At 60.3% G+C, this 21,192-nt stretch carries 19 protein-coding genes and 1 pseudogene; 4 read left to right on the forward strand and 16 right to left on the reverse strand.

Features of this window, described 5'->3' with window-relative positions; all coding sequences use genetic code 11:
• Window position 1 precedes the first annotated feature (1 nt).
• Genes AC04SH_RS25965 through otnC form a run of 3 tightly spaced genes read left to right on the forward strand, consistent with a single transcriptional unit; the run spans window position 2 to window position 3,400 of the window.
• A complete protein-coding gene (locus AC04SH_RS25965; RefSeq protein ID WP_488480737.1) occupies window positions 2-1,480 on the forward strand; it encodes an aldehyde dehydrogenase in 1,479 nt (492 codons plus the stop codon).
• Window positions 1,481-1,484: 4 nt separating this feature from the next.
• Complete coding sequence (otnK, locus tag AC04SH_RS25970) at window positions 1,485-2,756, forward strand: 3-oxo-tetronate kinase (RefSeq protein ID WP_488480657.1); 1,272 nt, start codon at window positions 1,485-1,487, stop codon at window positions 2,754-2,756.
• The gene (gene otnC, locus AC04SH_RS25975) at window positions 2,756-3,400 is read left to right on the forward strand and encodes a 3-oxo-tetronate 4-phosphate decarboxylase (RefSeq protein WP_488480658.1); all 645 of its coding nucleotides are present in this window, start codon (window positions 2,756-2,758) and stop codon (window positions 3,398-3,400) included. The genes otnK and otnC overlap by 1 nt, the downstream gene beginning before the upstream one ends.
• Before the next feature lie 84 nt (window positions 3,401-3,484).
• On the opposite strand, the gene derI is transcribed toward otnC, so the two are convergent.
• From derI to tkt, 6 genes are all read right to left on the reverse strand, one after another.
• A complete protein-coding gene (derI, locus tag AC04SH_RS25980) occupies window positions 3,485-3,946 on the reverse strand; it encodes a D-erythrulose-4-phosphate isomerase (protein WP_488480659.1) in 462 nt (153 codons plus the stop codon).
• Window positions 3,947-3,959: 13 nt separating this feature from the next.
• Window positions 3,960-4,730, reverse strand: a complete 771-nt coding sequence (locus AC04SH_RS25985; RefSeq protein WP_488480660.1) for a triose-phosphate isomerase — start codon at window positions 4,728-4,730, stop codon at window positions 3,960-3,962.
• Entirely contained in the window at window positions 4,727-5,503 is a 777-nt protein-coding gene (locus AC04SH_RS25990) for a DeoR/GlpR family DNA-binding transcription regulator (protein ID WP_488480738.1), read from the reverse strand. Before AC04SH_RS25990 ends, AC04SH_RS25985 begins: the two co-directional genes overlap by 4 nt.
• Window positions 5,504-5,611: 108 nt before the next feature.
• Entirely contained in the window at window positions 5,612-6,664 is a 1,053-nt protein-coding gene (gene fba, locus AC04SH_RS25995; protein ID WP_488480661.1) for a class II fructose-bisphosphate aldolase, read from the reverse strand.
• A gap of 10 nt (window positions 6,665-6,674) precedes the next feature.
• Window positions 6,675-7,682, reverse strand: a complete 1,008-nt coding sequence (locus AC04SH_RS26000; protein WP_488480662.1) for a class 1 fructose-bisphosphatase — start codon at window positions 7,680-7,682, stop codon at window positions 6,675-6,677.
• Complete coding sequence (gene tkt / locus AC04SH_RS26005; RefSeq protein ID WP_488480739.1) at window positions 7,679-9,676, reverse strand: transketolase; 1,998 nt, start codon at window positions 9,674-9,676, stop codon at window positions 7,679-7,681. Before tkt ends, AC04SH_RS26000 begins: the two co-directional genes overlap by 4 nt.
• Before the next feature lie 308 nt (window positions 9,677-9,984).
• Here tkt and AC04SH_RS26010 point away from each other — a divergent pair.
• A pseudogene (locus AC04SH_RS26010) lies at window positions 9,985-10,506 on the forward strand (NAD(P)(+) transhydrogenase (Re/Si-specific) subunit beta); the annotation flags it as partial.
• 98 nt (window positions 10,507-10,604) lie between these two features.
• Here AC04SH_RS26010 and AC04SH_RS26015 read toward each other — a convergent pair.
• From AC04SH_RS26015 to AC04SH_RS26060, 10 genes are all read right to left on the reverse strand, one after another.
• The gene (locus tag AC04SH_RS26015) at window positions 10,605-11,471 is read right to left on the reverse strand and encodes an N-acyl homoserine lactonase family protein (protein WP_488480663.1); all 867 of its coding nucleotides are present in this window, start codon (window positions 11,469-11,471) and stop codon (window positions 10,605-10,607) included.
• Window positions 11,443-11,943 (reverse strand): hypothetical protein, encoded by a 501-nt coding sequence (locus AC04SH_RS26020; protein ID WP_488480664.1) that lies wholly within the window; start codon window positions 11,941-11,943, stop codon window positions 11,443-11,445. The genes AC04SH_RS26015 and AC04SH_RS26020 overlap by 29 nt, the downstream gene beginning before the upstream one ends.
• On the reverse strand, window positions 11,940-12,983 hold the full coding sequence (locus AC04SH_RS26025; protein WP_488480665.1) for an aldo/keto reductase: 1,044 nt from the start codon (window positions 12,981-12,983) through the stop codon (window positions 11,940-11,942). Before AC04SH_RS26025 ends, AC04SH_RS26020 begins: the two co-directional genes overlap by 4 nt.
• A 231-nt stretch (window positions 12,984-13,214) precedes the next feature.
• Window positions 13,215-14,171 (reverse strand): L-threonylcarbamoyladenylate synthase, encoded by a 957-nt coding sequence (locus tag AC04SH_RS26030; protein ID WP_488480666.1) that lies wholly within the window; start codon window positions 14,169-14,171, stop codon window positions 13,215-13,217.
• Window positions 14,171-15,151: an aldo/keto reductase gene (locus AC04SH_RS26035; RefSeq protein ID WP_488480667.1), complete on the reverse strand. Its 981-nt coding sequence runs from the start codon at window positions 15,149-15,151 to the stop codon at window positions 14,171-14,173. The genes AC04SH_RS26030 and AC04SH_RS26035 overlap by 1 nt, the downstream gene beginning before the upstream one ends.
• Window positions 15,152-15,155: 4 nt before the next feature.
• Window positions 15,156-16,448 (reverse strand): 3-oxo-isoapionate-4-phosphate decarboxylase OiaX, encoded by a 1,293-nt coding sequence (gene oiaX, locus AC04SH_RS26040; protein ID WP_488480668.1) that lies wholly within the window; start codon window positions 16,446-16,448, stop codon window positions 15,156-15,158.
• 5 nt (window positions 16,449-16,453) lie between these two features.
• Complete coding sequence (locus tag AC04SH_RS26045) at window positions 16,454-17,488, reverse strand: aldo/keto reductase (RefSeq protein WP_488480669.1); 1,035 nt, start codon at window positions 17,486-17,488, stop codon at window positions 16,454-16,456.
• A 72-nt stretch (window positions 17,489-17,560) separates the two neighbouring features.
• Window positions 17,561-18,559 carry a substrate-binding domain-containing protein gene (locus tag AC04SH_RS26050; RefSeq protein ID WP_488480670.1) on the reverse strand — a complete coding sequence of 333 codons (999 nt, stop codon included), beginning with the start codon at window positions 18,557-18,559 and terminating at the stop codon, window positions 17,561-17,563.
• Between the two features lie 93 nt (window positions 18,560-18,652).
• Window positions 18,653-19,615, reverse strand: a complete 963-nt coding sequence (locus AC04SH_RS26055) for an ABC transporter permease (RefSeq protein WP_488480671.1) — start codon at window positions 19,613-19,615, stop codon at window positions 18,653-18,655.
• Window positions 19,616-19,653: 38 nt separating this feature from the next.
• Complete coding sequence (locus AC04SH_RS26060; RefSeq protein ID WP_488480672.1) at window positions 19,654-21,186, reverse strand: sugar ABC transporter ATP-binding protein; 1,533 nt, start codon at window positions 21,184-21,186, stop codon at window positions 19,654-19,656.
• Window positions 21,187-21,192 lie beyond the last annotated feature (6 nt).

A 21,192-nucleotide genomic window follows, 5' to 3' on the forward strand; every position in this document is an offset into this window, starting at 1 on the left:
GATGCAAACCTACAAGATGTTCATTGACGGCAAATGGGAGGACGCGGCCGATGGCGAGACTTTCGCTTCCTACAATCCTTTCACCGCCGAAGCCTGGGCGGCCATTCCAAAGGGAAAAAAGCAGGATGCGGAGCGGGCGATCAATGCTGCCCACAAGGCGTTCACAAGCGGCCCATGGCCAAAGCTGACGGCGAGCGAGCGCGGGCACCTTTTGCGGCGGCTCGGCGATCTGATCGCCGAAAACGCCGAGCGGCTGGCGAAGATCGAGGTGATCGATAACGGCAAACTTATCAACGAGATGCTGTTCCAGCTAAAGTACATCCCGCAGTGGTATCACTATTTCGGCGGCCTCGCGGACAAGATCGAAGGTGCGGTGATCCCGATCGATAAGCCCGAGACCTTCAACTACACGAGGCACGAGCCACTGGGCGTCTGCGTCGGCATCACGGCCTGGAACTCCCCGCTTCTTCTTTTGTCCTACAAGCTGGCCCCCGCCCTGGCGGCAGGCAATACATTCATCGCCAAGCCCTCAGAATTCACCTCAGCCTCAACTCTCGAACTCGCCAAGCTCGTCGAACAAGCCGGCTTCCCGCCCGGTGTTTTCAACGTCGTCACAGGCTTCGGTGCCGATGTCGGCGAGACACTGACAACCCACGAGCATGTCGCCAAAATCGCCTTCACCGGCAGCGAGGCCACCGGTCGCAAGATTGGCGAGGCGGCCGCACGCAATTTTAAGAAGGTCACACTGGAACTTGGCGGCAAGAGCCCGCACATCGTCTTTGCCGACGCCGAGATCGACAACGCAGTCAACGGCGTCATTTCCGGCATATTTGCAGCCACGGGCCAAACCTGCATTGCCGGTTCGCGTCTGCTCATCGAGCGCAAGATCCACGACCAGTTCCTTGAAAAGGTGATCGCCCTGGCAAAAACCGCGCGCATGGGTGATCCGCTCTCAACTTCCACGCAGGTTGGTCCAGTGACGACGCCGCCGCAACTCGAGAAGATCCTCGGCTATATCGACGTCGCCAGACAAGAAGGCGCGGAATGCGTCCTGGGCGGCGCACGGCCGACCAACCCAGAGTTTTCCAAGGGCTGGTTCGTCGAGCCTACCATTTTCTCGTCGGTGCGAAACGACATGCGCATTGCCCAGGAAGAGGTCTTCGGTCCCGTGCTGGCGGTCATTCCATTCGATACCGACGAGGAAGCCATCCAGATCGCCAATGACAGCCGCTACGGGCTCGCCGCCGGGTTCTGGACGCAGGACATGCGACGCATTCTGCGCGTCTCCGCGGCCATCCAGGCAGGCACGGTCTGGGTCAACACCTATCGAACGATCAGCTACATGTCGCCGCTGGGTGGCTACAAGCACTCCGGCATCGGCCGCGAGAATGGGCTGGCTTCGATCCAGAACTACCTGCAGACCAAGAGCGTCATGATCTCCACGGCCAGCAGTGTCGCCAATCCCTTCATCATGAGGTGAGGCGATGGCGGCGCCGAAACTCGCCGTCGGCTGCGTCGCTGACGATTTCACCGGAGCAACAGACGTCGCTGGTATCTTCGCCAAAAGCGGCATGAAGACCACAGTGATGATTGGCACCCCGCCCAACCGGCAGGAAGTAAGCGCGGACGCCATTGTCGTGGCGCTCAAGACGAGGACCATCGAACCGGCGGAGGCCGTCAGCCAGTCGCTGCAGGCGCTTCGCTGGCTTCGGCGCCGCGGAGCATCGAAGTTCTTTTTCAAGTACTGCTCGACCTTCGATTCCACCGACGCGGGCAATATCGGTCCGGTGCTTGACGCCATGTTGGAGGAGCTAGGCAGCAATTTCACGATCGCCTGTCCCGCCTTTCCTGCGAACGCCCGCACCGTCTACAAGAGCAACCTCTTCGTCGGTGATCTGCCCTTGAGCGAAACGGGGATGCGCAACCATCCGCTTACGCCGATGACGGATTCCAATCTCGTCCGGCTCCTTGCTCCGCAGACCAAGCGCAAGATAGTCGCGTGCTATCACGAGACGGTAAAAGGTGGCGTTGATGCGATACGGACCTGGTCCGCGCAGGCACGCGCGGAGGGTGCCGGGATAGGCATCATCGATGCGATCGACGATATCGACCTGGAGAGTATCGCCCGGGCATTCGCCGAGGCTCCGCTTCTGACTGGCGCCTCAGGCCTTGCCTATGGGCTGGCGCGGTCGATGTCCATGGAGAGGCCAACGTCAATTCACCCTCGCGAAGGTAACCGCGCCCGCACAGGATCTCGCGCCGTGATCTCGGGGAGTTGCTCGACTGCGACCAACGGCCAAGTCGAACGGATGCTTCAGGACCATGAGGGCTACCGGATAGACATCGGCAAGCTGGCGAATGGCCAGGACGTGGTGGCCGATGCGCTCAGTTGGGCCAAGGACCGCGTGGGACACAAGCCAGTGCTCTTCTATGCAACCGCTGCTCCTGAGGAGGTGAAAGCCAATCAGGCGAAATACGGCGCGACGCAAGCCGGCGAAATGGTGGAGGCGGCGCTGGCGCGGATCGCAAAGGAGCTGGTTGACGGAGGCGTCTCGCAAATGATCGTGGCAGGCGGTGAAACCTCCGGTGCGGTCGTGAAGTCGCTTGGCATCAACCAGCTCGACATCGGCAACGAGATTGCGCCGGGCGTTCCATGGGTCAGCGCACCGTCCCGCGCGGGGCCGATTTCCCTGGCGCTGAAGTCGGGGAATTTTGGCGGCGAAGATTTCTTCATCGATGCCTGGAGCAAAATCTGATGACGGCGACCCTTTCAGAAGAGACGAAAACACGGGATCAAATCGCGCGGATCGGCAAGTCAATTTTCGACCGGGGCCTCACATTCGGATCAACCGGAAACATGAGCGTGAAACTGTCGGATGGGCGAATGCTGATGACGCCGACCAATGCGTCGCTTGGAAATCTCGACCCCGAGCGGCTTTCGTTGTTTTCGGCCGAGGGTGTGCATATTGGAGGCGACAAGCCGACCAAGGAAGCCTTCCTGCATCAATGTATGTACTGCGCGCGGCCGCACGGCCGCGCCGTTGTGCATCTTCATTCGACCTACTCGGTAGCCGTCAGCATCCTTAAGGGCGTTGATGAGAGAGACGTGTTGCCGCCGCTCACCGCCTACTATGTCATGCGGGTCGGCCGCCTGCCGCTTGTCCCCTATTTTCGCCCGGGCGATCAGAAACTGGCAGAGGCGGTGCAAGAGGCCGCGAAGGACAGCAACGCCGTCCTGATGGCGAACCACGGTCCGGTCATCGCGGCAAAGTCGCTCGAGGAGGCGCAATATGCTACCGAAGAACTCGAGGAGACCGCCAAGCTGTTCCTCATGCTCCACGGGCGCGAGTTGCGCCCGCTTACTCCCGAGCAGCGAAACGAGTTGGCGGGCGGCAACTGAGGCGCCCTAAAAAAGGATGCCGTGCCCGACAACAATTGTTGCGATCTCTGTCTGGTGTTGCCATCGCAAGGAAGGTCGTCAGGCTTAGCGGGGCACTGTATTGTACTTGGCATCAACCTCGTTGATCGCCTTGACGTTACCTGCCGAACGGCCGTTCTCATCGAAGCTGTGCGCGAGGAAGGCGTCGGCAATCGATTTAGCAAGCTCCGGGCCAATGACACGCGATCCCATGGTGATGATTTGCGCGTTGTTCGAGAGCGCGGCGCGCTCTGCCGAATAGGTGTCGTGCGTCAGGGCGGCGCGAATGCCTGGCACCTTGTTGGCCGCGATGCAGACGCCGATACCGGTGCCGCAAACAAGGATGGCACGGTCATATTCGCCCTTGAGCACGGCTGAGCCGACGCGATCCGAAAGGTTTGCATAAAAGGCCTCGGGGCCGGCGTCGGTGCGAGAGACCTCCTTCACATCGTGCCGATCCTTCAGGTGGTCGGCTAGAACCTTGGCGAGCCCCTCGCCCGCACTGTCTCCTGCAACAGCGATTTTCATGTTCGTCTCCTTTTCAGATTTTGGCGGCGCAGCGCGCCAGGATGTCGAGGTAGCCCTCGACCTTCCAGGCCGAGCGACCAATGAAGAGTCCGTCGATGTCGGGGCAGGTGATCAGTTCTTCGCAATTGCCGGGATTGACCGAGCCGCCATAGAGGCAGGGGATGCGACGCCCGAGGATCTCGTGGGCGAACCTGGCGATTTCGGCATGACGGGCGTTGGCATACTCGGCCGTCGCAGGGATGCCACGTTCACCGATCGCCCAGACAGGCTCGTAGGCGAGAAGGATCGGAGCCCCTCGCTGGCCGGCAGCCAGCTTGCCGAGCGCGCCGCGCACCTGCGTTGCCAGGACTTGGCTCGCCCTGCCGCTGTCGCGGTCCGCAAGCGTCTCGCCGATACAGATCAGCGGCACGAGGCCGTGGCGGACGGCGGCCTCCGTCTTGAGGCCAACGGTTTCATCGGTTTCCCCAAAATGCTCGCGGCGCTCCGAATGGCCGAGCTCAACGATATCGAGTTCGCAGTCCTTCAGCATCACCGGCGACACTTCCCCGGTCCAGGCGCCTTCATCTTCCCAATGCATGTTCTGTGCACCGACCTTGACCGAAGTGCCTTTGAGCATCCTCTTGACTTCACGGACGGCGGTGAATGGCGGGATGACGAAACGCTGGAGGCGGTCATGCCGGCCGGACTCGGCGCGGCACAAGCCATCGGCGAACTCGCGGGCTTCCTCCAGGGTCTTGTTCATTTTCCAGCTGGTGCCGACCCAAAACTGCTTGTTCCCGGTCATTGTGTTGCCTCTGCGGTAGCGATCCTGACGACGGTTTGTCCACCTTCGAGCTCGACAGCCGTTTGGTGTGGCAACGGTTTGTCGGAGATGATCGTGCTGAAATCATTGAGGTCGGCGAGTACATGCAACGCCGTGTGGCCGAAGCGTCGGCTATTGACCAAAAGGCAGCTTTGTCTGCTGGAGGCGATCATGGCGCGCTTGCTGCGCACGACGGTCTCGTCCATGTGATAGGCGAGGCGGCCCGACGCGGCAGGCGCTGAGACAAAGGCAATGTCGGCACGCAGGCGCGAAAGCGCCTCTTCAGTGACAATCCCAAAATAGGCGTTGAACTTGGAGGAATAGACCCCGCCTACGGCGATCAGCGTGGCGCCGCTCTCGCCCTTGTTGCGATCAATGATCGCTGCATTGTTGGTGATGATCGTAATTGCTCTTTTTCTTGCCAGCACGTCGCCGAGCATCGCGGCCATTGACCCGTCGTTGATCATGACGGTCATGCCTGGCTCGACGAGCTCGGCTGCTGCGGTCGCAATCGACCGCTTCACATCGGCTTCCTGCAGCTCACGGAAGCGGAAATCGCTCTCGAACTGGGTCCCTGGTTCGATGGTCGCGCCACCGCGCACTTTGCGCAGCACACCGGCTCGCTCGAGGTCGTCAAGGTCGCGGTGTATGGTCATCTTCGAGACCGCGAACCGAGTGGCTAGATCATCGAGATCAACCGCGCGGCTGGCAACGAGAAGATCGATGATTTCCTGCCTGCGCTCTTCTCGTTTCACGATCATCTCCATTGCTGCGTCGCCGGCTGCCGGACGAGCTCCGACACGTGGCATAAGGCGCTTCGCCGGCGTGTGTAAGCGAGTGCGCCAATGTCCAACATGTCGCTCTCAATGGACAGTCCCGTTGCGATAGCGCTCAGCCATTTCGGACAGCGTCAAGGGGACGATGCCATGAGCGTGGCCCGCCGATCCGAAAGCCTCGAAGCGCTCGCGGCATAGCTTGGAAAGTGCTGCCATGGCGGGCTTCATGTATTTCCGCAGATCGAATTCGGAGGGATCCTCGCTCAGCACGCGTCGGACCTGCCCGGTCATCGCCATGCGGCAATCTGTGTCGATGTTGATCTTGCGAACCCCATGCCGGATGCCGCGCCGAATTTCCTCGAGCGGCACCCCCCAGGTGGGTTTGAGCTCCCCGCCGAACCTGTTGATGATCTCCTGCAGTTCGTCCGGCACGGACGAGGAACCGTGCATCACAAGATGGGTATGGGGCAGCCTGGCATGGATGGCCTCGATCACGTGCATTGCAAGCACGTCGCTATCGGGCTTGCGGGTGAATTTATAGGCGCCATGGCTGGTGCCCATTGCGATCGCCAAAGCGTCGACCTTGGTCTCCTTCACGAAGGCCGCAGCCTCATCCGGATCGGTCAGGAGCTGGTCGTGCGACAGTTGGCCTTCCGCGCCATGCCCGTCCTCGGCCTCGCCCATGCCGCTTTCCAACGAACCGAGCACGCCAAGCTCACCCTCTACCGACACACCGCCCCAGTGAGCGAAATCCGCAACACTCTTCGTCACGCCAACATTATAGTCCCAGTCGGCCGGCGTTTTGCCGTCCGCTCGCAGCGATCCGTCGATCATGACCGAGGTGAAGCCGGCCTGGATCGCTGTCATGCAGCTGGTTGGCTCATTGCCGTGGTCGAGATGAACACAGACCGGGATGTTGGGGTATATCTCCGTCACGGCGTCCATCATGTGCCTGAGCATGACGTCATTGACATAGGCGCGCGCACCGCGGCTGGCCTGCATGATAACGGGCGAGTCCGTCAGGTTGGCCGCCTCCATGATCGCAAGCGCTTGTTCCATATTGTTGATGTTGAATGCTGGTACGCCGTAGCCATGTTCGGCCGCGTGATCCAGCAATTGACGTAAGGTAATTCGCGCCATGGCTTTCCCCTTATGCTTTCCGGACCAGACCTGAGATCAGTTCGACTTCGTTGACAGAGCCGAAGACCAGCGGCGTCCTGCAATGGTGGGACGCGGGCGGCTTGTCGAGTATGTTGATGCTGCCGTCGGTGGCGAGGCCTCCGGCGGCCCGCATCAAAAATGCGATCGGATTGGCCTCGTAGACGTGGCGCAAGCGGCCCTGCTCGTAGCCTTGACGGCCATCGGCGCCGTAGAGGAAGACGCCACCGCGCAAAACAATGCGATGGAGCTCTCCAACGGCGGCGCCCAGCCAGCGCATATTGAAGTCGCGGCCCCGGGGACCCGAACTGCCCTTCAGGCAGTCGTCCACATAGGAACGGGTCGACGGCACGAGATGGCGATGCAAAGACGCATTGTAGGCGAGATCCGCCGTGTCGGGCTTTATCCGGACACTTTCCCGGATGACGTAGAAACTTCCATCATTGGGGTTGAGCGTCGCCAGGACGACCCCTTCCCCGACCGAAAAGCCAAGATCGACGGTGTTGCCATAGGACACGTAGCCGGCAGCGACCAATTCCCTTCCCGGCTTGAGGAACGGATCCTCACCGACCTCGAATGGAACGATCGAAAACAGCGTGCCAAGGGAGGCCCCAAGTCCGACATTGCCTGATCCGTCAAGCGGATCTATCGCGACGGCGAGGCCTGACGAACCAAAGACAGCCGGCACTTCCGCCTCCTCGGACAGCACCTGCGCCGCGCCGGCATCCCGCAGCAGGGCCAGGAACAAATGATGTGAGGCAACGTCGATCGCCTTCTGTTTGTCGCTGTCGGAATTGACGCCGACGATCTCGGCCGGATCGCCAGGAAGTTCACCGAGGGCGATCCTGGCCGACAAGGCCCGTGCGCCCGTCATCACGGCGTCGATTTGCTTTGTGATCGCGAGGCGGAGCGCGTCCGCGCCCGCCCAATCCTCCAGAAAATCCTCCACGGCTCGCAGTGCGCGAGCCGGTTGATCATTGGTAAGCCTGAGCACGTTCATGGCGTTGCTCCGAGCTTCTCGAGAGCGAGCGCCACGATCGCCTGGCTGGTGATGCCGAATTTCTCATAAAGCACATCGGCGGGCGCCGAGGCGCCGAAGCCGGTCATGCCGATGACGTCGTCCTCGCTGTCCACATAGCGGGTCCACCCGAATTTCGACAACGCCTCGACCGCTATGCGCGGCGCGTTGCCGAGCACGGCCTCCCTGTAGGCTTTCGGTTGCTTCTCAAAGAGATCCCAGGCGGGCATTGAGACGACAGCTGCATGAATGCCCCTCTCCTTCAGTTGCTCTGCCGCGGCAACGGCGAGCGAAACCTCGGTCCCGGTGCCGAGAATGGTCAAGTCACGCGCCGGACCGGACTCCTTTATGACATAGGCACCCTTTTGCGCCCGGTTGACGGTGTCGCGCTCTAACCGGAGTTGAGGAACATTTTGACGCGAAAGCGCCAGAACCGATGGAGTGTTGCGGTCGCGCAGAGCGATGTCCCAACACTCCAGCGTCTCAACGGCATCGCAGGGTCGGAATACGTGCAGGTTCGGAACGGCCCGCAGGCTTGCCACGTGCTCGACCGGCTGATGTGTTGGACCGTCTTCGCCAAGCCCGATCGAGTCATGCGTCAATACGTATATCGAGCGCACCCCCATCAGCGCCGACAGCCGGATTGCGTTGCGACAATAGTCTGAAAAGACCAGGAACGTGCCCCCATAAGGAATAAGTCCGCCGTGCACGGCGATGCCGTTCATGGCCGCAGCCATGGCGAATTCACGCACCCCATAGCTGACATAGCGCCCCGAGCTGGTCGGCGTGAAGTCGCTGTCGACGGCGGCAACGCGGGTAAGATTGGAATGGGTAAGGTCAGCTGAGCCGCCGATCATCTCAGGCAGGGCGGCGGCTAGCGTTTCCAGAGCGATCTGGCTTGCTTTTCGGGTTGCGACTGGCTGGGGATGGTCGAGGAGCTTGGTCCGGGCGGCCTCAACCTGCACACCATAGTGATCGGGAAGCACGCCGGAGACCCGGCGCAGGAATTCCGCTTTCTTGCCGGCGTCAATGGAATCGAGCCGCCCTTGCCAATCGGCACGTGCGCCAGCTCCCATTGCGCCAATGGCACGCCAGCCTTCGAGGATCTCCGACGGTATTTCGAATGGCGCGGCCTGCCAGGTATAGGCAGCCTTGGCCGCAGCCGCCTCGGCTGCCCCCAGTGGCGCGCCATGAGCCGAGCTTTTGCCGGCCTTGGTTGGTGAACCATAGCCGATGACGGTCTTCATCGCGATCAGCGACGGCCTGCCCGCTTCTGCCTTCGCGCGGGTGATTGCCGCATCGATGGCCGCCGGATTATGGCCGTCGATGCTTTCGACATGCCAGCCATAGGCCGCGAAACGGGCAGGAACGTCCTCGGTGAACGAAACGGCGGTGGAGCCGTCAATCGTAATTGCATTGTCGTCATAGAGCACGATCAGCTTGCCGAGCTTCAGGTGACCGGCCAGCGAGGCCGCCTCCTGTCCGACGCCTTCCATGAGGCAGCCGTCGCCACAGAACACGTAAGTGTGGTGATCGACCAGGTCCGCGCCAAACTCATCCGAAAGGCGTCTTTCGGCTATGGCCATGCCCACCGCTCCGGCTATGCCCTGCCCGAGCGGCCCAGTGGTGATCTCCACGCCAGCAGTATGACCGTATTCAGGATGGCCGGGGGTCTTGGAACCCCATTGGCGGAAATTGCGGATCTCCTCGATCGAGACGTCCTCCACACCGCTGAGATAAAGCGCGCTGTAGAGCAGCATGGACCCATGCCCGTTCGACAGAACGAAGCGATCGCGGTCGGCCCAGCGAGGCTGGCTGGCGTCGAATTTCAAATGCCTTGCAAACAGCACGGACGCGGCGTCAGCCATGCCCATCGGCATCCCGGGATGACCCGAATTGGCTGCCTCCACGGCATCGATTGAAAGAACGCGGATCGCGTTTGCTAGATCAGAAATCGATACCTTAGCTGGGATCATTCGGCACTCCTCTGTCGACGTGCGAGAGGCCCCCAAAATATAACATATCTTATCACAATTCAACATTACTTTTTGTGATAAAGCTAACATTATCACATCCGACAGGGCCCAAGCCCCGCGAACCCGCAAGGATTCGGAGGGGATGGGCCTAATGCGAGATAGCAAACTTGGTTGATTTGATGTTATTTTGTGAGTTTCCTTGTAACATTTAACACATAGTGGGTACGAGCGGCCTTCCCGTCGCGAGACAGAAAATGGGAGGGATTGAGTGAAGATCGGAGCGGTGCGCGAGCGGCTTGCCGGCGGATCAGATCTCGATCGACGGCGAGGGGGTCGCCGCGGCCCTCAACGACGCGCAAAGTGTCATTATCGTCCCTGGTTATGGGATGGCGATCGCGCAAGCCCAGGGTGCAGTTTCCGAACTCACCCGCAAATTGCGTGCGGCAGGTAAGACCGTACGCTTCGCCATCCATCCCGTCGCGGGTCGACTGCCCGGCCACATGAACGTGCTCCTCGCCGAAGCCCGAGTCCCTTACGACATCGTCTTGGAAATGGACGAGATCAGCGAGGACTTTCCTGACACCGACGTCGTTATAGTCATCGGTTCGAACGACATCGTGAATCCGGCGGCCCAGGAAGACCCGAATTCACCGATCGCCGCAATGCCAGTCATCGAAGTCTGGAAGGCCCGGCAGGTCTTCGTATCGAAGCGTCGTCAGGGGACGGGCTATTCCGGGATTGAGAATCTGCTCTCCTTCAGGGAGAACACCCACATGTTCTATGGGGACGCGAAGAACTCGGTCACGCAGTTGATCCCCTTGCTCAGGTAGATGTGAAGGAAGCGAAATGGAAAAGGCCGGGGTCGTCGACACCCGGCCTTTCCCTGCGCATCGTCTTGGGAGGACGATTGTGAACTGCGCAACTTTCATCACACTCTTGAAGGTTCTCCGTCAGCCAGACATATCTCGACGAGCATGAGCTCGCGATCTGTCGCGCGCGACGGATAGATCTTTGACAGCCGTTCCTCGTGCATGGGAATGATGCGGCGCTCGTCGTTGCCGACGATCCCAAGCATCTCCTCGGCGGTCTCGATCAGGCGCGTTTGACTGCCGTTGGCGAGGCCCGGCGGAACGAAACACGGATCATTCGAGTCGCCCCCGTTGAGGTTTTTATAGGTATAGACCACGTCGCCGGACAGGACGATCTTGTCGTCTCCCTCGCCGTTCTGCACCACCACATATTGCGAGCCCGCAGTGTGGGTGTCGAATGCGGGATAGAGGTGAATTCCCGGCAGCAGATTTTCTCTCTCGCCTTCCACCAATTCGAGACGACCCTCAATGTTTGCCTGGGTCAGGTAGAGGATGTCGGCAGGGTTCAATCCCGCCTGCAGAGAGCGGAAGCGGCGGCCCTTGGCGAGGATCCACATCCATGAGTCCAGCTCTTTCTTCTGGATGTAGATCTTGGCGTTGGGGAAGAATTTCAGGCCTCCGATGTGATCGAAATGTGCATGCGTCAGGATCACATGGGTGACGTCCTGTGGCCTCACGCCGCACTCGCCAAGGACGATGTCGGGACCTGTCCATCCGGTGACGCCAATCGAGTTGGCGATCTGCCCTCCGAAGTCGCCGGCGTCGTGTCCGACGTCGACCAGGACGACGGCGTTGCTGGCCTTGATAAGTATGTAGGCGAACGGCAGGTTCATCGTTCCCCGATTGTGCTCGCCGTAATAGACCCCGCTGACCGGGTGCACCGGGCTGCACGAGTATTCAAGCACCCAGATTGAATGTGCTCCCATGGTATTCCTCCCCATGACCAGATAGAGACCCTGCACAGCAGCTGCTTGTGTCAAAAGTCGTTGTGTCGAGTATTGCGGCCGAACGCTCAAGCTCGGTCACGGCGTTTGAAAGCAACCCCAAGAGCGGCGCGTCTTGGACGAGGACACCGCGCTGCAGCAGCGTGTCCGCGTCAGCGAGCAGACGCTCTGCCTTTCCCAGATGGGCGAACGCGTGCTGTTGGCCAGCTACCCCCGGCAAGACAGAGCGTGCTGCCGCGACCGACCGTTTGATTTCGGCTGCACGGTGGGCGAGTTCGCCGACCAAAAAGCGCATACCTTTCTCCTTCAATGCGAGATGCATGAACGAGTAAATCGCAAGAAGCTCTCCATAAGTTCTGACGAGCGCTTCGACGCCCTTGCGCGCTTCCGCTGACGCAACCGGCTCGACCACCGCGTCACATTGGAAAGCACGGCCGATGGTGGCGCGATTCATCGTCCGTCCTTCGGCAGCGGAGCCTTCGACGGAAGGAGGTTCGCAGCCTTCAAGGCGTCCCAGAACGCCGATGGTATCGTCTCGTTGATCGCCTTGATGTTCTGGTCCACTTCGGCGGCGCTCTTCGCTCCCATGACCATGGTGGCCACAGCCGGATGCGCGTAGACGAATTGCATCGCCGCCGCCGGCAGACTCACCGAATATTCCACGCAAACGCTCTCGATGGCCTTCACCTTCTCCACGACGGCGGCCGGGACCTTGCCGTAGTCATAAGTGGCTGTGGCTGCGCCAACGCCGGTCGCAAGGATTCCGGAATTGAAGATGCCCCCGGCGATCACCGATACGTTTCGCTCGAGTAACTCGTCAAAGGCGGCTTCGAGGGGCCCGTGGTTCAACAGCGTATAGCGCCCTGCGATCAGGGAGCAGTCTATCTGAAACTCGCGCGCAACACCGACGACCGAGTCCGTTTCGTTGACGCCCAAACCTATGGCCGAGACGGCGCCGCTCGATCGGAGCTCGTCGAGCGCCTTGTAACCGGAAGCGCGCAGCTGGTCCCAGTAGAATTCGCTTTGGTCACCGTGCCAGGCGCGACCGACGTCATGGACAAGAAGGACATCGATGTAGTCGAGACCGAGCCGCTGCTGGCTGTCCTCGAACGCACGCATGACACCGTCATACGTGTAATCGTAAGTGTCGAGGAACGGCAATGGATCGATCCAGTCGATGCCGTACACGGTCTCAAGTTTCTTCGTCCTGCTGGCGGGCTTGAGGACGCGCCCAACCTTGGTGCTGACCACGACGTCTTGGCGCAGCTTGTTGGCCCGGAGCGCATGCCCAAGGTAGTGTTCGGACTTCCCAAAGCCGTACATCGGGGCGCAATCGAAGTAGCGGATTCCGGACGAATACCCTGCAAGGATCGTGGCTTCGAACTCGTCATATGAGACGTCGGCGTTGAAGCCCGAGAGGGGCACCGTGCCGAGCCCCAGCGAAGTCACCTGCACTTTGGTCTTTCCGAGTGGCCTGAGTTCGAGGTCGGTCATTGGTCATCCATTGCGTATGTCGTTGGAAGGCGCGCTACCGGTGGGCCTCCTGGAGGCCGTAGCGAGCGAGCACAAATACGGCGCCACCCGTGAAGATTGATGTCGTGAATTGCTCCCACGAAACCTCCCAGCACGGCTCCTCCAAGTCGGCGATAGATAAGGTATAAGGTCATACCTTTAGATGCAAGTGATTTTTGGGCTGACCCCCGCATTTACCGCACGTGATTCTAGTCAGGTTAAGCGCGGCGCGGCGGCGCGTCTCAATCGGTCGTTTATGGCGCGGCCAAGGTCGACCATCGGTAGCGGCGCGAACCCGATCACCTCGCCTGCTTTTGCAAGAGCATCAGCCTCGGTCATGACTGCGTACAGGTTTCGAGCAGCCTCTTGCAGGTCGCCGCAAGCGGAGAGCGTCAAACGGCAACCCTCGCATGTCGGTCCGAAACCGACCCAAATCATGTTCGCCCTCGGCTGGTCGACTTCCATCCTGACGGCAGCGTGAGGAGCGTAGTGGCTTCTCAATTGCCCCGGCGCTGATATTTCACGCGGGTCGCTGTCCTCCCCCATCGAGCCAAGTAACTCTTCGAGCGACTCTTGCGGAACCGAACCCTGACGCAGGAGTGTAGGCGCTCCGACCAAGGACAGGATTGTGGACTCTAGCCCGTGGTCGCAGGTGTCATCTTCAATAATTCCCGCTATGCGGCTGTCGAGTTGGCGAACCACTTGCGCGAAACGCGTCGTGGATATCTTCCCGGAAAGGTTGGCTGACGGCGCGGCCACCGGGAATCCAACTGCTCGGATAAGGCGTTGGGCAACCTGTGAAGACGGAAACCGGATCGCAACGTTCGCCAGGCCCGCGGTCACCGCAGGGGCCAATCCGCAATCATCCTTCTTGGGCAGCAGTATCGTCAGGGGGCCTGGCCAAAACCGGGCAGCGACTAACTCGGCATTCTGGTTGAACTGGGCAATCCTGCGGGCCATATCCATGTCGGCAACGTGGACAATCAGCGGATTGTGCCGTGGGCGTCCCTTCGCCTCATAGATGTTTTCAATTCCGGCGGAATTGCTGGCGTCGGCTCCAAGCCCGTAAACTGTCTCCGTGGGAAAGGCCACAACTTCACCGTTGCGGAGCATTTCGGCCGCTATTTCTATGTCGTGGTCTTCGTTGCTGAACCGGCGGGTAATCCGCACTAATTCAGGCCCACGACCTGATGAGGCACATAGGGGGCTTCGAGTTCCTTGATTTCCTCTGCAGTCAGCTTCACGTCAAGGGACGCGGCCGCATCCTTCAAGTGCGATAGTTTGGTCGCGCCGACAATCGGAGCGATGACGCCCGGCTTGGAGTTGAGCCACGCCATAGCGACAAGCGACCGAGAGACGTTCTTCGCGGCGGCGATCTTGGCGACGACATCCACCACGCGCCGATCCGCCTCGTCGGCATGTCCGTAGAATCGTGCTGTCACATTGTCGGTCTCAGACCTCAGGCTGCTTTCCTCCCACGGTCGGCTAAGACGTCCGCGCGCCAGGGGGCTGAAGGCAATTATGCCGACGCCTTCGCTCCTGCAGAGCGGCAGCATCTCGCGTTCCTCCTCACGGTAAAGGAGGTTCATTTGCGCCTGCATGGAGATGAAGCGCGACCATCCGGAGGCGTTCGATTTGTAGAGCGCGCGCGCGAACTGCCAAGCGTAGCAGTTGCTTGCGCCAATGTATCGTACCTTGCCGCTTCGCACGAGGTCGGTCAGCGCCTCCAAAGTCTCCTCGATCGGTGTCGAGTTGTCCCAGAAATGGATCTGGTAGAGGTCAATGTAGTCGGTCCCAAGTCGCCTCAGGCTAGCCTCTGCCTCGGCAATGATCGCCTTGCGTGACAGGCCGACGGCGTTGGCACCATTCCGCATCTTGCCGTAGACCTTGCTCGCAATGACGACCTCGTCGCGCGGTGCCATCTCTTTGAGAAGTTTTCCGACAATCTCCTCGCTGGTACCGTCAGAATATACGTTGGCGGTATCGAAGCAGTTGATGCCAAGTTCGAGGGCTTGCCTGATGAAAGGCCTGCTATCCTCTTCAGACAACGTCCATGCATGGTTGCCGCGTTCCGCGACGCCGAAGCTCATGCAGCCCAGGACCAATTGCGAAATTTTCAGGCCAGACCGACCAAGTTGACGGTACTCCATGGCGTCACTTCCCTTCTGATATCGGTGATTTCGGGCCAAACTTGGCGAGCGCCTGCGCCAGCTCCGGATGAGACTTCGCGTGTTCCTGGAGATCGATCCCGGCGACGGCAGCGTCCCATGCGGCCCGAACAGCCTTCACCCCGGCTGCAGGTCCGCCAGGATGACTAACCACACCGCCACCACACAAATAGAGGTGGTCGACTGTCTGTCCGGTCCGCCGATAGGTCTCGGGTGCCTGGCCGCCCCATTGGCCCGAGCAAACGACAGGCAACGGGCGATCGGCGTCATGGAAGATCGGCTTCTGTAGGTCGTGGAAAGACTGAACGAAAGAGTCGTCCGGCTCCCAGTACTTCGCAGCGATGCCGTTGATCTGGAACTGGTCGACGCCCAACAGGCGCCAAAGCTGCTGATAGACCGAGAAGTCGAAACCGAGGCCCGGATGTCGGGTGATGAGGTCCCAACCGTTACGGTGGGCGTGCAGCACGAGCGATGAACGCCGGCGCAGGAACAGGAATGCGCCCATGCCGATTGAGTTGATGCTGATGACCGCGGCGTTACCGCCTTCGCGAACCACCATGTCGTGCTTCCGCACCATCTCGTCGGGATCGACGTCGGAAATGCCGAAGGCGTACATGACCTTCTTCCCGGTTCGCTGCTCGTGGTCCCGAATGAGCGGCATGATGGCCTTCACGCGCGCTTCCAATGGGGAGTAAGGCGGCGACATCAGCTTCTCGTCGTCCTTGATGAAATCAACGCCGGATGTGATCAACTCGCCGACGACTTTTGCCGTTTCATCAGGGGTAAGACCCAGCGCAGGCTTGATGATGGTTCCTATAATCGGTCTGTCGTAAACCCCTGTAAGCCGCCGCGAGCCTTCGATCCCGAATTGGGGTCCGGGATAAATCCCGTCGAACTCGGACGGCAACTGAAGGCCGATGACCCTAAGTCCCGTGAACTCCTTGATCGACCAGACACCGCCGAGCGCCACCGTCGCCAGGGCCGACAGGTCGGTTCCGACAGCTTCGAGCGGATACGCAATCGTCACCTGCGCCCGATTGAAGGCCGCTCCCTTGGCGGGAAGAGAAGGGATTTCGGTGGTGTCCAGCTGCTCGAAAGCGACAATTCGCGCGGCCGCTCGGGCTTTGAGTTCAGCCGTCTCTCCCGGCAGGTCCACGAACGTTCCGGTGGATTGATCGCTTGCGATCTTGGCCGCCAACGTCTCGGGACTTCCAGCCGTTTCGACACGGTAGGTGACAAGGACATCCGAGGGTCTTGGCCGAGTCAGCTCCACCGTCATCGCCTTTACGCTGCAGGCACTGGGGCGGCCGCGGGAATGAGACCCGACGATTTGAGGTCATCCCAAAATGCCGTTGGGATCGGCGTGGAAATCGCGGCGACGTTCGCCGCCACATGTTCCGGCGTCAAAGCGCCCTGGACGACCGCGGTCACTGCGGGATGCGCGTAGACGAATTGCGTCGCCGCGGTCGGAAGGGATACGCCGTGCCGTTCGCACACGGCCTCAAGTGCCTCGACCTTGCGAACAATCGCCTCGGGTGCGGGCTGGCAGTCGTAGGTCCGGGTCGTCGTCCTTGACTTGCTGCCCTCGGCCAGGATCCCTGAATTGTAAATGCCGGCGGCGACGATGCCGATACCTCGGCGCTGCATTTCCGGGTAGAAATGGTCGAGGGCGCCATGGTTCAGGAGGGTGTACCGTCCAGCGACCATCGAGCAATCCAGATCGAACTCCTCGGCTACCTGCAGGACCGACGCCGTTTCGTTGACGCCGAGGCCGATGGCTTTGATAGACCCCGAGTGGCGCAGCTCGTCGCAAGCTTTGTAGCCGCTGGCCCTCAACGCAGACAGATGCGTGTCATATGACTCGCGATGCCATTCACCGCTCACGTCATGGAGATACAGGATGTCGATGTGGTCCATGCCCAGGCGTTGCTGGCTGTCTTCAAAGGCGCGCATGATGCCGTCGTACGAATAGTCGTACTCGTCGACAAACGGCAGCGACTTCACCCAATCGATGCCATAAAGACTTTCGGCGCGCTTGGCTCGGCTCTCAGGCTTGAGGATACGCCCCGCCTTTGTGCTGACCACCACCTTACCGACAAGATCGTTGTTCCGGAGCACATGTCCGAGCGAGTGCTCGGACTTACCGAGACCGTAGAGCGGCGCGGTGTCGAAGTAGCGGACCCCGAGTTCATAGGCCTTGAGGACGACTGCTTCGAAAGTCTGAAAGGTCACGTCGACGTTGCAGCCACCGAGCGGTGAAGTCCCCAGCCCAAGGGAGGTCAGCGTCACCTCGGTCTTTCCGAGTTTTCTTTCTTGCATGGTACTCAATCCTCGATTTCGGAGCAGGTCATGCGGACGGCCCAAGGGCCGTCCGCAGTCAAGCATTTGTGATTACATGTACTTCTCGACATTGCTGGAATCGAGGATCAGCCACGGAACCACGTAATCCTTCTCTTTGCCGTCCTTCCATTCCATCAGAGAGCCCCAGATTTCTGCCTGCGGCTTGTAGCTGTCGCCCTTGATCGCATGCAGAGCGAGATCGACGGCACCCTGGCCCTCGGCACGCGCATACTTGTAGAGCGAGACCGCCAGTTCGCCCTTCTTCACCGCGCGCTTGGCGTCGGGGATGCCGTCGATCGACAAAACGGGTACGGTCTTGAGATCGATGCCGGCGCTCTTCATCGCCACTATGGCACCCAGCGCCATCTCGTCGTTTTCGGCAAGCACGCCGTTGATCTGGCCGGGATGAGCCAGCAGCCAGTTCTCCATAAGGGCCTGGCCTTCGGCACGGCTCCAGTTGCCGGTCTTGGCCTCGATAAGCTTCAAATTCGGGAACTTCGCGAGTCCGGCGTCGACACCAGCGCGGCGCTCGATCTGAGCGGACTGGCCGATCGGACCTTCCATGAGAACGACGTTGCCGCCCTTCGGGAGCCGCTTGCCGAGTTCCTCGGCGATGATGCGGCCGCCCTCGGTGTCGTTGACGATGATGGACGCGGTGTAATTCATTGACTTCGTCTTGAGCGCCGAGACAATCAGCGGGATTTTGGCCTGCGCTGCCTTGTCGATCGGCGGAGCCGACGCCTGGAGGTCGAACGGTGCCATGATGATGGCGTTGAACTGCTGGGTGATCGCGGTATCGATCTGGTTAGCCTGGGTCAGCGGGTCATATTTGCCGTCGAAAACCGTGATCTCGACCATGCCCGACTTGACGGCCGGATGGTTCTGGATTTCCGTCGACCAAGCCTTCATGTATTCACCGGACTCGCCGAACGATAACGCAGCGATCCGAATTTTGTCCTCCGCCAACGCCATCCGTGTTCCGGCCAGCATGGCCACGCCGATTGCCATTCCCACGCCTGCCTTGAGCAGGTTCCTCCGAGACATCTGCATTTCACACTCTCCTCTGGTTGAAGCCGCCCGAGCGCGTTGCTTGCGTGATCGGGCATTGTCGCCGACCTGTCGGCGGCAATTCCTGAAATTGCGTCACTTCCGGATTTGATCGGCGATGACCGCGACTACGATGATGGTGCCCTTGAGCACTTGCTGGTAGTAGGAAGACACTCCCATCAGGTCCATGCCGTTGTTGATGGTGCCGATAATCAGCGCTCCGATGAGCGTGCCGAGCAGCGAACCGCGGCCGCCGGCAAGGCTGGTCCCTCCAATAACGACAGCCGCGATCGCGTCGAGCTCGTAGCCCATACCGGCCTGCGGCAGGGCTGCGGTTGTCCTGGCTGAGAGAACGATCCCAGCCAGGCCCGCCAGAAGCCCGGAGATGACGTAGGTCGAGCCGACCACGATCTTCGTCGAGACGCCGCTCGTGCGTGCCGCCTTCTCGTTGCCACCGACTGCATAGACATAACGTCCGAAGGTCGTGTAGTTCAGGACGGTCCATCCAATCAGAAAGACGAGCAGCAGGACCAGGATCGGAACAGGCACGTACATGATCTGGCCCCCGCCGATCCATGTGAAGGCGTCCGACAGGTTCGGAATCGGTCGGCCGTCCGAGAAGATCAGGGTTAATCCGCGCGCGGCACTAAGCATGCCGAGGGTTACAACGAACGGCGGAACCTTGATCGCAGCGACGAGCACTCCGTTGACCAGCCCGAGGACGGCGCCGACGGCAAGCCCCGCCAGGATGCCCCAAAGCACGAAGTGCTCGTTCGTGTCGGTGACCAGGCTGGCGGCGATCATTCCTGCCAGCGCCATGACGGATCCCACCGACAGGTCTATGCCCTTGGTGAGGATCACGAAGGTGACGCCGATAGCCAGAATGCCATTAATGGACGACTGCCGGACAAGATTGAGCCAGTTCGGCCACGTCAGGAAATATTGGCTGGCGAATGAGAAGAACGCCACGATCAGGAAGAACACCAGGACGATGCTGAACTGCCTGATCAGTTCTCCTGCCCGCATGCTTCCGGGCTTCGCCGCAGCGATTGTATTCATTGCTCAAATCCTCCCTTTGAGGAACCAGCAGGCATCGGTCAGCTCGCCAGGTCCATGAGCGTCTGTTGTGTTGCGTCGGCACCGTCGATGATGTTGACGAGCTGTCCCTGTTTGAAGATTGCGATCCGGTCGCTGAGCTGGATGATCTCGGGGGCCTCCGAGGAGACCACCAGAACGCCATTGCCCTTTGCGGCGAAATCCCGCAGGAACGCGTAGATCTCCTGCTTCGAGCCTTCGTCGATGCCGCGCGTAGGCTCATCGCAGATCAAGAGCCGCGGGTCGGTCAGCAGACAGCGTGCCAGAACGACTTTCTGTTGATTTCCACCAGACAAGGTCTCGACGGTGACGTCGGGCGACGCCGACTTGATGCGCTGTGAGTCGATCATGTCGCGCACGGCGCTTCGTTCCTTGTCGCCGCGGATGAAGCCGCTGACTGCCATCAGGGCGAGCGACGAGAGCGTGATATTGTGGGCGATCGACGCCGAGAGGACGAGGCCGCTGTCTTTGCGGTCCTCCGTCACCATGGCCATCCCACGCCTGATCGCTTCCTTGGGGCGGCCGGGTCTCACCTTGTCGCCGTTGAATATGACCTCTCCGCTCGTGGGAGAGTGAAGTCCAAAAATCGTTTCTAAGAACTCGGTCCGTCCGGAGCCAAGCAACCCATAGATGCCCACCACCTCGCCAGACGCGACTTCCAGGGAAATGCCGCGGAAGTGTGATCCACGTGCCAAGTTCGACACCGAAAGGAGGATCGGTGCGTCTTCAAGGGGTTTACCCTTCTCCACCAGTTTCACTTCGCGACCAACGATCTGTGTCACGAGGTGGCGACGATCGATGTCCTTGATGTTTCCCGTCTCGATGAAGCGGCCGTCGCGGAAAACGGTGTATTCGTCCGCGATCTCGAAGATTTCGGTGAGCTTGTGGGAGACGTAGATGATTGCGGAACCGCGCGCGGTAATCTTGCGGAGCGCGTTGAACAGAACATGGACTTCATGTTCGCCGATTGCCGAAGTGGGCTCGTCCATGATGACGATGTGCGCGCGGTAGCTCAGGGCCTTCGCGATCTCGACGAGCTGAATCTGCGCGAGGCTCAGTTCCCCCATCTTTGCGCGCGCGTTGACTTCGAAACCCAGTTCGTCGAGGAATGCCTGGGCGTCCCGTCGCATTTGAGCGAAGTTCACGAAGACCCCAAGTCGCTTAGGTTCACGACCAAGATAAAGGTTCTCGGCGACCGTCATCTCCGGAACCGGAGAAAGCTCCTGCGTGATGATCGCGATGCCATGGCGCAGCGCGTCCGCCGCGCTCTTGAAGTCGACCGGTTCGCCGTCGATTTGCACCGTACCGCCGTCGCGGCGTAGCAGACCCATCGTTATGTTCAGAAACGTACTCTTGCCCGCACCGTTGCCGCCGCAGAGGGCGTGTACCGTGCCAGCTTTGAGTGTCAGTCTTCCGTCCACCAGCGCGGGTACACCGTTGAACGACTTCTGGACTCCTTCGGCCTGGAGAAGAATGCGAGCCGCCGGCATCTGCCCGCCTTCAAAGAGCTCCTGCTGTGCGTTCACCTCAACCATGATATG

The organism is Mesorhizobium sp. CNPSo 4688, assembly GCF_057784295.1.

Bases quoted from the DNA above. Each gene is read 5' to 3' on its own strand.
- AC04SH_RS26025 (WP_488480665.1), bottom strand. From the start codon at position 12,983: ATGACCGACCTCGAACTCAGGCCACTCGGAAAGACCAAAGTGCAGGTG.
- oiaX (WP_488480668.1), bottom strand. From the start codon at position 16,448: ATGACGGTGGAGCTGACTCGGCCAAGACCCTCGGATGTCCTTGTCACC.
- tkt (WP_488480739.1), bottom strand. From the start codon at position 9,676: ATGATCCCAGCTAAGGTATCGATTTCTGATCTAGCAAACGCGATCCGC.
- fba (WP_488480661.1), bottom strand. From the start codon at position 6,664: ATGGCGCGAATTACCTTACGTCAATTGCTGGATCACGCGGCCGAACAT.
- AC04SH_RS26000 (WP_488480662.1), bottom strand. From the start codon at position 7,682: ATGAACGTGCTCAGGCTTACCAATGATCAACCGGCTCGCGCACTGCGA.
- AC04SH_RS25985 (WP_488480660.1), bottom strand. From the start codon at position 4,730: ATGACCGGGAACAAGCAGTTTTGGGTCGGCACCAGCTGGAAAATGAAC.
- AC04SH_RS25965 (WP_488480737.1), top strand. From the start codon at position 2: ATGCAAACCTACAAGATGTTCATTGACGGCAAATGGGAGGACGCGGCC.
- otnC (WP_488480658.1), top strand. From the start codon at position 2,756: ATGACGGCGACCCTTTCAGAAGAGACGAAAACACGGGATCAAATCGCG.
- AC04SH_RS26050 (WP_488480670.1), bottom strand. From the start codon at position 18,559: ATGCAGATGTCTCGGAGGAACCTGCTCAAGGCAGGCGTGGGAATGGCA.
- AC04SH_RS26060 (WP_488480672.1), bottom strand. From the start codon at position 21,186: ATGGTTGAGGTGAACGCACAGCAGGAGCTCTTTGAAGGCGGGCAGATG.
- AC04SH_RS26055 (WP_488480671.1), bottom strand. From the start codon at position 19,615: ATGAATACAATCGCTGCGGCGAAGCCCGGAAGCATGCGGGCAGGAGAA.
- AC04SH_RS26015 (WP_488480663.1), bottom strand. From the start codon at position 11,471: ATGGGAGCACATTCAATCTGGGTGCTTGAATACTCGTGCAGCCCGGTG.
- AC04SH_RS26045 (WP_488480669.1), bottom strand. From the start codon at position 17,488: ATGCAAGAAAGAAAACTCGGAAAGACCGAGGTGACGCTGACCTCCCTT.
- otnK (WP_488480657.1), top strand. From the start codon at position 1,485: ATGGCGGCGCCGAAACTCGCCGTCGGCTGCGTCGCTGACGATTTCACC.
- AC04SH_RS26035 (WP_488480667.1), bottom strand. From the start codon at position 15,151: ATGGAGTACCGTCAACTTGGTCGGTCTGGCCTGAAAATTTCGCAATTG.
- derI (WP_488480659.1), bottom strand. From the start codon at position 3,946: ATGAAAATCGCTGTTGCAGGAGACAGTGCGGGCGAGGGGCTCGCCAAG.
- AC04SH_RS26020 (WP_488480664.1), bottom strand. From the start codon at position 11,943: ATGAATCGCGCCACCATCGGCCGTGCTTTCCAATGTGACGCGGTGGTC.